Origin of the sequence: Anaerospora sp. (genome assembly GCF_032013335.1) — a bacterium.
Lineage (GTDB): Bacteria > Bacillota > Negativicutes > Sporomusales > DSM-15969 > Anaerospora.
On sequence record NZ_DALZUO010000016.1, the window covers coordinates 40,384 to 51,703 of the forward strand.

Sequence of the window (11,320 nt, forward strand, 5' to 3'; positions counted from 1 at the left end):
ATTATGAAAGATTTGCGCGGCTATATTCAAAAACTATCTGAATTCCCTGGTGAACTTCTTACAGCAACCAGTGAAGTGAGTGCAAATTTAGAAGTAACACGGGTGATTTACAAATTAGAACAAGAAAACCGCAAGCCTGCCGTTTTATTTACGAAAGTAGACGAACAACAGATGCCTGTACTCACGAATCTGCTTGCTACTCGTAAAAGAATGGCCCTTGCCCTGAACTGTACTGAAAATGACCTCAATGAAGTCTACCGCACCAAAGAAAAAAAGCATATAAAACCGGAATTGATTGCATCCGGTCCTGTACAGGAGGTGATATATAAAGGTGAAGAGGTTGATTTGCAAGCTCTCCCCGTAGTTACTCATAATACAGCTGACAGTGGTCCGTATATTACAGCAGGCATAATGACTGTTCGCGATCCTGAAACGGGTATTCGTAATGCCGGTATTTACCGGTTAATGCTAGATGGTAAAAGTCAAATGGGAATTCATCTTTCTGAAACCAGTCATGCCTACTATATATACCGGAAATACTGTGAACGCAATGAGCATATGCCGGTGGCAATTACGATCGGCATGCATCCGGCGGCATATATTGGCAGTCTTTGCTTCCAGGGGATTGATATAGATGAGTACGATGTAATGGGCGGGCTGATGGGCAAACCACTGGAACTGGTTAAATGTCAGACTGTTGATTTGGAAGTTCCTGCATTTGGGGAAATATGTCTTGAAGGGTATGTTGACAAAGCGGAACGGAATCAGGAGGGACCTTTCGGTGAATTTGCATCTCTTTATGGCGGACCGGTCTTAAATCCTGTTGTGAAACTGACGGCAATGACAATGCGCAGGAATCCGATTTATATGGACATATGCTCGGGCACAACAGAACACCAGGAGCTCGGTGCCTTGCCGCGTTTGGGACAAATCTACAGCCAGGCCAAGCTGGCTGCGCCGGGAGTTAAAGATGTATATATGCCTCCATCGGGCTTTGGGCGCAACTCCTGCTATCTCTCTATCAAAAAAACAGTAGAGGGTGAGGGGGCCAACGTGGCAGCAGCCGTATTTGGCACTGATCCTTTCGTCCGGCATGTTGTTATTGTTGACAGTGATGTTAATATATTTAATGAGAGTGAAGTGTTGAGGGCCATCAATTTGTATATGCGCCCGGATAATTGCTTTATCATTAAAAATGCCAAAGGCAGCCCGATTGATCCCACGAACCGGGATGGCATTGTATCTAAGATTGCAATTGATGCAACAAGGCCATTAAATAGTAAAACAAGAAAAATTGACTATTCTCAGGGGTTAGACGAAATAGATCTGAATAAGATATTTGGCAACTAGCCGTCTTTTCAGCAGCACTAATAAGTGCTGCTGAAGACTGTCTTATGAAGGGAGGATTTTACTTGCGAGTGACAGTTGGAATTACCGGTGCCAGTGGTGCGGTCTATGCATGGAGAATGCTGCAGCTGTTGGGGAAACACAGCGTGGAAATTCATTGTGTAGTATCTGATTCGGGATGGAAGGTCCTTAAGCATGAGTGCGATGTAACGGTTGAAGATATCCGCAATGCTTGCCATACCTTATATGACAACGACAACCTTGCTGCTGCAATTGCGAGCGGTTCCTTTAAAACAGATGCTATGATTATCGTCCCTTGCACGATGCATTCAATTGGCGCTATTGCAAACGGCATTAGTCATAATTTGCTGCTCCGGGCAGCTGACGTCATGCTCAAAGAAGGACGAAAATTAGTAATTGTGCCAAGAGAAACACCGCTAAATGCTATTCATCTTGCCAAGATGCTGAATTTAGCGCAAATGGGAGTTAAAATAGTACCGGCAAGCCCCGGTTTTTATCATCAGCCTAAAGATCTTGAAGAACTGGTGGATATGATGGTAGGGCGAATCTGTGATCAAATTGATATTGATCTACATGCATTTCGTCGCTGGCAATAAAAGCCATGCTGCTATTTTAGCAAAATTCAAAAAATAGTAAGCAAGCTTGCAGGAGATTTAATATCCTGTTCGAATATAGAAAATAATTGAAAACGTTTTCAAAAGGTTTTGCCGATGGAGGCTGCACTATGGCAGATATTAGAGAAGTTGCAAAAAGAGCAAATGTTTCCCCCAGTACCGTTTCCCGCGTTCTCGGGGGAACAACGCGGGTTGTCGAGGAAAAACGGGCCAGAGTTTTAGCAGCTATTGATGAGCTGGACTATCGTCCCAATGTTAGTGCCCAGAGCTTAAAGGGGATTCGAACCCGAACGATTGGACTGGTAATCCCTAATGTGCGCAACCTGGTCTTGCCTGCAGCTATCAGAGGTGTAGAGGATGTTGCGAGAAATCATGGTTACGCAGTCGTACTATGTAATACCGATGAAGATAGCGAAAAAGAACAATTCTATATAAAAACACTAAAAAGCAGGCTGATAGATGGCTTCCTTTTTACAACAGCCAAAATCAATTCACATAATATTAAGGACCTCCAGGCCGAGGGTTTTCCTGTGATGCTACTGCTCCGGGAGCTGGATGAGCAATCGCATGCCGTCGTGCTTGATCATTATAACGGTGCTTATCAGGCTACCAATTATCTCTTATCAAGGGGCTTGAAGAAGATTGGACTGGTAAACGGTTCACTTGATATAAAGTTATATGATGAGCGATATGCCGGTTACAGAAGTGCATTAAAAGAAGCCGGTTTGAAAGTGCCTGATGAGGCAGTTGTCCACGGAATAGACGGCGGGATAGAGGCATACCGGGCTGCAACCCGTATCCTGCTAAACCGGGTCGACATTGATGCTTTTTTTGCAACAAGCGATGATAAAGCACTGGGCGTAATGCGGGCGATAAAGGACCTGGGGCTCTCCATTCCCGGGGATATCTCGGTAATTGGCTTTGATAATGCCGATATTGCACTGCTTTTGGACCCACCTTTAACAACTGTGGCGCAGCCCCTCTATGAAATGGGCGCTGCCGCTTGCCAGCAGCTAATTGAAATGATTGAAGCTAAGCAGCCGGTAACTCCACAAATACAGCGTTTTCCTGCAGAAGTGGTCATACGTAATTCCGTCAAATAACAAAATAGAAAGTTGAGATGAATGCCTATGAAAACACAGGCCATGCGCCTTGAACAATTTAATGAGCCCTTAGTCTTACGAGAACTTGATATTCCCGTTCTGGAAGAAGGGCAGGTGCTTGTCCGGATTGATGCAGCCGGTGTCTGCGGTTCGGATGTGCACATGTGGAAGGGCGAAGATGCCCGGACCAGACTGCCTATGATTTTAGGGCATGAGGGTGTTGGGACAATTGAGGAAATGAAAGGGGCAAAAACCGATATAAATGGCAAAAGTCTAAAACCTGGTGACCGTATCGTCATTCACCGGGGACTAAGCTGCGGTACCTGTTATTTCTGTACTACCCGTAACAAACCGTGGCTTTGCCGGCAGCGGAAGGTATTTGGCATAAACATATCGGCAAGTCAACCGCCGTTTTTAAATGGCTGTTATGCCCAACACATGATACTGGTGGCGGGTACGCACGTAATCAAAGTTGCAAAAGAAGTAGATCCGGCTGCCTTGGTAGCAGCAAGCTGCTCAGGCTCGATGGCAGCACATGCTTTCAGCCTCAATCCACCGGAGTATGGAGATACTGTTCTCATTCAGGGTCCCGGACCGATTGGTCTTTATGCAGTCGCTTTTGCCAAAGCCGTAGGAGTAACAAACATTATTGTCATTGGCGGTTCCGAGAACCGGCTGGAGTTGTGCAGACAGTTTGGTGCTACAATGCTGCTAAACCGGCGCTTAACAACAATAGAAGAGCGGCGTGAACAAGTCTTTGGAGTTACAGACGGCCGCGGTGCCGATATGATTATTGAAGCAGTCGGTGATTGCTCGGCAGTTCATGAAGGACTTGATTTGGCGAGGGTTGAAGGTACCTATCTTTCAGTAGGATTTTCACAGCCAGCAGGTGTATGTGAAGTAGACTTTTACCGGCAGGTTGTGAATCGCAATTTGAAGATCCAGGGAGTTTGGGTAAGCGGAGCGCAGCATACTGCCCGTGCTCTGGAGCTGACTCTGAATAATCTCGAACTTTTTCAAAAAATAGTGACACACCGCTTTAAGCTGGAAGAAGCATCAGAGGCTATTCATGCAATGGCAGGCAGGGATGGTTTGAAGGTTGTACTAGAACCATAAATTATTTTTTTGATGTAAATGAAAACGTTTTCAAACAAGGAGAGGATTATCATGTCGCATGCCAAGTTTAATTATCAGAGCTTAGCGGAATTGCAGCAGGATATTGAAAAGAGGGGGCTGGCCATTCCCATAGCTGCTACAGTTGATATAGTAAGGCAGCCCATCACGATTGGCAGCAAAACGATTCCTAACCGGCTGTCCATTTTGCCGATGGAAGGCTGTGACGGTACCGCCGACGGAAAGCCTGATGAATTAACCGTACGTCGCTACAACCGTTTTGCTCAAGGCGGAGCTGGTCTGTTATGGTTTGAGGCCACGGCAGTTGTTCATGAAGGCAGGGCCAATCCACGGCAGCTGCAAATTAATGAATTGACCAAGGACTCGCTGAAGGCAATGCTTGAAGAGTCTTTACAGGCTGCAAGAACTGCCGGACATGAGCGGCCGTTTACTATCCTGCAGCTTACCCACTCAGGGCGCAACAGCCGGCCTGATGGCTCACCCCGGCAGGTTATTGCTGCTCGTGCCGCTCATTTGGAAGACAAACTGGTAGAAGGCTACCATATGATAACCGACCAGGAACTAAAAGAACTGGAAGATACCTATGTTCATGCTGCGGAAATGGCTGCAGAGGCTGGTTTTGATGCGGTAGATATTAAAAGCTCTCATGGCTATTTACTGGCTGAGCTGCTGATGGCTCATACCCGGGAAGGAATATATGGCGGCAGCTTTGAAAACCGTACCCGTCTGCTGTGCAATATAGTAGAAAAAATAAAAAGCAAAGTAGGCGATAAGCTGGTATTGGCTGTTCGCTTAGGTGCATATGATTCTGTTCCGGGCGGCTGGGGTACAGATGAGAACGACTATCGCAAGCCGGATCTTACAGAACCGGTTAAATTAATTAAAATTCTTAATCGTAAGGGCGTTGCATTATTCAATATCAGCGCCGGAAATCCCTATTATAATCCCCATGTGACCAGGCCTTATGACGCAGGCAGTTATTTGCCTCCCACCCATCCTCTGGAACAGGTGAGTCTATTATTGAATGCAGCAAGAGAACTGCAGGCAGCAGTTCCTGATGCCATTGTTATGGGCAGTGGTTTAACTTGGCTGCGTCAATATGCGCCCTATGTTGCAGCAGGCTGTATTGAGGCAAAATGGATGAAGCTGGCTGGCTTTGGACGTCAAGCTTTTGCCTATCCTGATTTTGCCCAGGATATTTTGAAAACAGGCAATTTGGATACGAGTAAGCTTTGCCTTGCCTGCAGCAAATGTACTGCTATTATGCGTGATGGCGGACGCTCGGGCTGCGTACCTCGAGATGCACAGGTGTATGCGCCGATTTATCGCCAGGGGCGTGAGGGTAAGCCACCCTACGAAAGTGATCATGTGGATGAACACGTTTAAGATAGAGTTACGGGTTCACTAAAAGGAGGAGGATAGCAATGAAAACAAGAATGGCGATGGTTAAAGTTCCCGGATTGGCTGAATTGGTAGAAACCGATGTGCCAAGCCACGGAGAAACCCAGGTGGTTATTGCAATTAAAGCGAGCTGTATCTGCGGCAGTGACCTGCACATTTATAAGGGAAAGCATCCTTCGGCAGCTCTTCCCGTCACCATTGGACATGAACTGGCTGGAGAAGTGATCAGTGTCGGTTCTGAGGTTACTTCGGTCCAAGTTGGTCAGCGTGTGACGGCAGAACCGGTTGTCGCCTGTGGAAAATGTCTGCCCTGTCAGACTGGATCGTATGGCTATTGCGATCATCTAAGCTACCATTATCGCAAAGGACAGGGGGCTTTGGCCGATTACTTCGTTGCTGACGAGCGCTATGTGTATAAGCTGCCTGATGATATGCCATATGAAGCCGGAGCGCTTATTGAACCGCTGGCAGTAGCTGTCCATGCTGTAAAACGGGCTAAAATTGCTCTAGGAGACAAGGTTCTGATTATTGGGGCCGGGCCTATTGGTATTTTAGTTGCAGCAGTCTGCAAAGCGGCAGGAGCCCAGGAAATTATTGTTGCCGATATTTCCGATGCCCGCCTTGACCTTGCAGCAGCAATGGGCGCGACAATGGTTGTCAATTCTCAGCAGGAGTCCGTACTTGAGGTTGTCAACCGGGTCACCGGCGGACGGGGAATTGCCAAATCCTTTGAGTGCGTAGGCCGGGAAGAGACGTTCGTGCAAGCTATGTCCAGCCTGTGCAAAGGCGGTGTGGCTACGATGCTGGGGATTTTTGAGCAGAGCACGATTCAAATTCCTGCGTCCCTATTTGTAGCGAAGGAAATTACGGTTCAAGGTTCCCAGGGGTATTGCTGGGATTTTGAAACAGCAATAGGGTTAACAAATACGATAGATTTGGCCAAAATGGTTTCTCATGTTTTCCCGCTTGCAGAAATAGATCAGGCAATGAAAGTAGCCCTGTCGCCGAATGAGAAAGCAATCAAGGTTATACTTAAGCCTTAAGTATCGTAAAGCTACAACAAATAAAGAGGTGGATGGATTATGAGAACGCAAAAATTTTCTGAAGAGGCAATTGATCATCGCAATGCCCTGTTGTTCGCAATGGGAGTCAAAGAAGAGGATACCAAGAAGCCCTATGTAGGTATTATTAATGCCTGGAATGAACTCAATCCCGGACACTATCACTTTAAAACCGTTGTGGAAGATATTAAAGAAGCCATACGTCAGGCCGGGGGTCTTCCGCTGGAAATCCCGGTAACCGGGATTTGTGACGGCATATGCTCCAATACGCCCGGTGACCGCTATACACTGCCCAGCCGTGATCTTGTTTCAGCAGAAGTAGAATCCATGGTAGAAGGCAATCAGCTTGACGGTATGATTTTGCTTGCCAGCTGTGATAAGGTTGTTCCCGGCATGGTTATGGCAATCAACAGGCTTAACCTTCCCAGTGTTGTGTTTACCGGCGGCTATATGCAGCCAGGCAGTTATAAAGGAAAAATGATCACATTAACTCATACCAAGCAAGGGTATGCCGGCTACCGGGCAGGCTTACTCTCCCGCGAAGATTATAAGGGGATCGTCCGCAACGCCTGTCCGACGACTGGTGCCTGTCCCTTTATGGGAACAGCCAATACCATGTGTGCCATGGCTGAAGTACTGGGGCTGTCCTTACCGGGCAACGCCAGCGTTGCAGCCAACAGCGAAGAATGGAAGCAGCTTGCCAGAGAATCGGGAAAAGTAATTGTTGAATTGATTGAAAAAGACTGGCGGCCAAAAGATAATATTCCCTTTGAGGCTTATATGAATGTAATTCGCTATGTGATGGCTACTGGCGGGTCTACTAATACTGTTCTTCACTTACCGGCAGTTGCCAAACAGGCCGGATTCACGATCGGCTATGAGGATTTTGATAAAATAAGCAAGGAAATTCCGGTGCTCAGTACAATCTATCCGAGTCACGATACCTATACGATGGCAGACTTTGATCGTGCCGGAGGCGTCCGGGCAGTCTTACAAGAATTGGCCAAGGCTGGTAAGCTTGACCTTACTGCCAATACAATAACTGGTCCGCTGAAGGAGCGCGTTGACAGCGGCGAAAATCGGGATACCGACGTTATCCGTCCCGTGACAAACCCCATCAGTCCTGAAGGTGGTATTGCCGTACTTAAAGGTAATATGGCTTCCCGGGGAGCAGTTGTAAAATACTCGGCAGTAAAGGAAAAGGCTCATAAATTTGTCGGTCCAGCCAAGGTCTATAATTCGGAGGATGAAGGCTGGCAGGCACTGCTGAACGATGAAATAAAGGCCGGAGATGTTGTTGTTATCCGTTATGAAGGACCGAAAGGATCGCCGGGGATGCCTCATCTTGAAACTTTTCTGGCAGCAGTTTGCGGCAAAAACCTTGATGAAGATGTTGCCTTAATTACAGATGGGAGATTCTCGGGAGCCAACCGGGGACTCGGTATCGGTTATGTGTCTCCCGAAGCCTATGAGGGCGGAGCGCTGGCACTGATTGAAAATGGCGACATTATTGAAATTGATATTCCTGCCCGGAAAATGGATGTAAAAGTTTCTGAAGAAGAACTGGCCAAACGCAAAGCGAATTGGAAACCGGTAGAAAAACCATCCAGCGGCTGGTTGAACCTTTATAAACGCCTTACCAGTTCCTCTGATGAAGGAGCAACTATTTTTTAAATGATAAAGAGGGTATCGCAAAACGCTTTTGCAAGCGGATGCGATACCCTCTTATCTGTCACTCTGATCGCAGCGTGGCAGTCTCCTTTTTTAATGCGACAGCCTTTTTACTTAGGCGTTTTCTACATTGTGAATGGGTTGGAGTCCAAGCGCAGTAACGGTGGCCAGATCATTTGCCGCTCCCCGTCCGGAAGTTGTTAAGTAGTTGCCAATCAGCATGCCGTTAACACCTGACAAAAAGCCAAGTGGAACTAATTCGCCCAGGGCTTGCTCCCGCCCGCCGGCATAGCGAATAATTTTTTTGGGAAGAATCATACGGAAAACAGCAAAGGCCTGTAAGACTTCCATAGGGTCCAGACGTTCCTGATTTTCCAGGGCAGTACCTTTAACCGGATTTAACACGTTAATGGGAATAGAATCAACATTTAATTCACGCAGGGTAAAAGCCATTTCAATACGGTGGCGCCATTCTTCTCCCATGCCGATGATGCCGCCTGAGCAAACTTCCATTCCGGCCGATTTTATCCGCCTGATGGTGTCAACGCGCTCCTGGAACGTGTGGGTGGTGCAGATATTAGGAAAATAGCTTTCACTTGTTTCCAGGTTGTGATGATACCGGGTAATTCCGGCGGCTTTCAACGAATTAACATGGTCTTCATTCAATGTTCCGAGAGAGCAGCATCTCTCCAACTCGGTTTCATCGCCAATCCGCCGGATGAACGATAAAATTTGCTCGAAATCTGCATCGCCATGCATGCCACAGCCGGCGGTTACAACACAAAACCGATAAGCGTGATCAGATTCGGCTTTGCGGGCAGCACCTAGAATTGCTTCTTCACTTAAGAGCGGATACGTTTCAATCTGCGTTTCATGGTGAGCAGACTGAGCACAGAATTTACAGTTTTCCGAGCAATTCCCGGAACGGGCATTGACGATTTGGCAGGTGTCTACCCTATTGCCCGTAAACTTCTCACGGACTTTATTGGCGATACCTAACAGAATAGGAATATCACAGGTATCAATGGTGGTTAACGAAAGTGCTTCATCAAAAGTAAGCTGTCCACCGTCTAGCACTTTTTTCCCTAAAGAAAATAATAAGTCATAACTTGTCATGAATAATTCCTCCCTTATTTACCCCGGTATTAACCCGGCATCAGTGACCATTCTAAGATCGGCAGCAGTATCTCTGCCGGAAAAAGTAAGATAATTGCCCACAATCAGACCATTGGCACCTGACAGCATTACTGATCCCTGAAAATCGCGCAGATTCAGCTCCCGTCCACCGGCTGGCCGGATTACTGCAGAAGGCAGAATAAAGCGGAATAAAGCAAAAGTTTTTAAGATTTCCAGAGGCGGTGGCGGACAAAGATGCTCTAAGGCTGTGCCGGGCAGTGGGTTTAAGATATTGACCGGTACAGATTCTGCACCTAGCTCTCTTAAGGTAAAAGCCATAGCAAGTCTGTCCTGCCAGCCTTCACCCAAACCAATGATGCCTCCCGTACACAGTTCAAGCCCGGCAGCACGGGCTGCTGCAATGGTATTCATCCGCTCCGAATAAGGGTGAGTCGAGCAAACCTCGGGATAAAAACGTTCACTTGTTTCAATATTATGAGCATACCGCTTAATGCCGATAGCAGCCAGCTGCTTTGCCTGGCTGAAGGAAAGCGTACCCAGGTTGGCACAGACCTGCAGACCGGTTTCGATGATAATTGCCTTCAGGATGACAAGGATATCGGCAAAGTCAGGATCATTTTCCATCCCTTTGCCGCTGGTTACGATGCTGATTCGCCTTGCACCGCCAGCTTGTGCCTGTTTGGCCATGCTGACTAAAGCAGCGGCTGATTGAAGTGGATAAACGGGAGATGCGGTTTGATGATAAACAGATTGAGAGCAGAATTTGCAATCCTCCGAGCACATGCCGGAACGGGCATTAAGAATACCGCACAAATCAACTTTGCTGCCGCAATAGTGCTGACGTATTTTATTAGCATAAGCCATTAACAGTACAATATCGGCATCTGCAACTTTGGTCAGCTGCTCCGCCTCCGTATATGTAATAACATGTCCTGCCAGAATGCGTTCGCCTAAAAAAACGAGTTCAGATAATTGCATTGCCAAGCACCTCTTTGTTGGTTAACTGATTTTAGAAATTTGGTTTACCATGATGTTAAAAAACAGACTTATCCGTTTTTGCAGATAAGTTTGGTTAACTAATATAAAAATAAAGGTTAACGAACTAATTCTACTATAGACTGACTTGCTTGTAAATATCTTCCTAGAGACAGATTGTCAAAATAATATTAAATCTTGAATTTAGGGAACTAAAACACTATAATAGTTTACAAGGGTCTGAATAAAGAGTAAGTAGGTGTAATGAGTGGATGATGTAAGAAATCGGATTCTCGACAATGTGAAAGAGCGATTGGACCGATTTGGCTTTAAAAAGACAACCATGGATGAAATCAGTAAAGATTGTAAAATTTCTAAAAAGACAATTTATGAACACTTTAAAGATAAAGAAGATATGGTTACCTGCTTGTTTGTGCGGGAATGCCATAAAGCAATGGAAATTATATTTTCCCATATGGGGGAGATAGAGGATCCTCTTGAAAAATTAATTCAATTAATCCGCACTTCTGTATGGTATTTCAGGGAAGATATTTTTATCACAAGACTGCTGAAAAATGATGAGGCACTGTATTCTGCCTTCTTAAGCAGAAAGTATCATGCTTTAATTGATCAGGAGATTATTTCTATTATTGCAGCAATCATTAGGGAAGGAAAAGAGCAGGGCAAATTCCGGGATGTCGATGAACGAGTGGTTGCTTATGCCGGTTTTAAATTATTTCAGGCATTTAGTTACATGCGGACCGGAGAGTTTGATGAAGAAAAAGACAGGCAAGAGTATTATACGAATGTATTAATTGATTTTGTCATCAATGCCATTGTTAAGAAGTAAGACGCG

Annotated in this window: 10 protein-coding genes; 8 read left to right on the plus strand and 2 right to left on the minus strand. The window is 46.1% G+C overall.

The genetic code is table 11. The annotated features are described in order from the left end of the window. The first annotated feature begins 3 nt into the window (after window positions 1–3). The 7 genes from RTR76_RS13400 to ilvD all read left to right on the plus strand — a co-directional run bounded on the left by RTR76_RS13400 (window position 4) and on the right by ilvD (window position 8,355). A complete protein-coding gene (locus tag RTR76_RS13400) occupies window positions 4–1,350 on the plus strand; it encodes a UbiD family decarboxylase (protein ID WP_312521484.1) in 1,347 nt (448 codons plus the stop codon). A gap of 62 nt (window positions 1,351–1,412) precedes the next feature. Continuing rightward, window positions 1,413–1,964, plus strand: a complete 552-nt coding sequence (locus RTR76_RS13405) for a UbiX family flavin prenyltransferase (RefSeq protein WP_312521486.1) — start codon at window positions 1,413–1,415, stop codon at window positions 1,962–1,964. Between the two features lie 128 nt (window positions 1,965–2,092). Further along, entirely contained in the window at window positions 2,093–3,085 is a 993-nt protein-coding gene (locus RTR76_RS13410; RefSeq protein ID WP_312521487.1) for a LacI family DNA-binding transcriptional regulator, read from the plus strand. A 27-nt stretch (window positions 3,086–3,112) separates the two neighbouring features. Continuing rightward, entirely contained in the window at window positions 3,113–4,201 is a 1,089-nt protein-coding gene (locus RTR76_RS13415; protein WP_312521489.1) for a zinc-binding dehydrogenase, read from the plus strand. A gap of 51 nt (window positions 4,202–4,252) precedes the next feature. Beyond that, entirely contained in the window at window positions 4,253–5,605 is a 1,353-nt protein-coding gene (locus tag RTR76_RS13420; RefSeq protein ID WP_312521491.1) for a hypothetical protein, read from the plus strand. Window positions 5,606–5,643: 38 nt separating this feature from the next. Continuing rightward, window positions 5,644–6,663: an alcohol dehydrogenase catalytic domain-containing protein gene (locus tag RTR76_RS13425; RefSeq protein WP_312521493.1), complete on the plus strand. Its 1,020-nt coding sequence runs from the start codon at window positions 5,644–5,646 to the stop codon at window positions 6,661–6,663. 39 nt (window positions 6,664–6,702) lie between these two features. Next, window positions 6,703–8,355: a dihydroxy-acid dehydratase gene (gene ilvD / locus RTR76_RS13430; RefSeq protein WP_312521495.1), complete on the plus strand. Its 1,653-nt coding sequence runs from the start codon at window positions 6,703–6,705 to the stop codon at window positions 8,353–8,355. Window positions 8,356–8,466: 111 nt separating this feature from the next. Here ilvD and bioB (RTR76_RS13435) read toward each other — a convergent pair whose 3' ends face one another. Together bioB (RTR76_RS13435) and bioB (RTR76_RS13440) are read right to left on the minus strand one after the other, a co-directional pair. Then, the gene (bioB, locus tag RTR76_RS13435) at window positions 8,467–9,468 is read right to left on the minus strand and encodes a biotin synthase BioB (protein WP_312521497.1); all 1,002 of its coding nucleotides are present in this window, start codon (window positions 9,466–9,468) and stop codon (window positions 8,467–8,469) included. Window positions 9,469–9,486: 18 nt separating this feature from the next. After that, window positions 9,487–10,467 (minus strand): biotin synthase BioB, encoded by a 981-nt coding sequence (gene bioB, locus RTR76_RS13440; RefSeq protein WP_312521498.1) that lies wholly within the window; start codon window positions 10,465–10,467, stop codon window positions 9,487–9,489. A gap of 265 nt (window positions 10,468–10,732) precedes the next feature. Between bioB (RTR76_RS13440) and RTR76_RS13445 the strand changes: the two genes are divergently transcribed. Next, window positions 10,733–11,314 (plus strand): TetR/AcrR family transcriptional regulator, encoded by a 582-nt coding sequence (locus tag RTR76_RS13445; RefSeq protein ID WP_312521499.1) that lies wholly within the window; start codon window positions 10,733–10,735, stop codon window positions 11,312–11,314. The last annotated feature ends 6 nt before the right edge of the window (window positions 11,315–11,320 follow it).

Coding starts and splice junctions, on each gene's coding strand:
- RTR76_RS13400 (WP_312521484.1), top strand. CDS start 4: ATGAAAGATTTGCGCGGCTATATTCAAAAACTATCTGAATTCCCTGGT.
- RTR76_RS13410 (WP_312521487.1), top strand. CDS start 2,093: ATGGCAGATATTAGAGAAGTTGCAAAAAGAGCAAATGTTTCCCCCAGT.
- RTR76_RS13415 (WP_312521489.1), top strand. CDS start 3,113: ATGAAAACACAGGCCATGCGCCTTGAACAATTTAATGAGCCCTTAGTC.
- RTR76_RS13420 (WP_312521491.1), top strand. CDS start 4,253: ATGTCGCATGCCAAGTTTAATTATCAGAGCTTAGCGGAATTGCAGCAG.
- RTR76_RS13425 (WP_312521493.1), top strand. CDS start 5,644: ATGAAAACAAGAATGGCGATGGTTAAAGTTCCCGGATTGGCTGAATTG.
- ilvD (WP_312521495.1), top strand. CDS start 6,703: ATGAGAACGCAAAAATTTTCTGAAGAGGCAATTGATCATCGCAATGCC.
- bioB (WP_312521497.1), bottom strand. CDS start 9,468: ATGACAAGTTATGACTTATTATTTTCTTTAGGGAAAAAAGTGCTAGAC.
- bioB (WP_312521498.1), bottom strand. CDS start 10,467: ATGCAATTATCTGAACTCGTTTTTTTAGGCGAACGCATTCTGGCAGGA.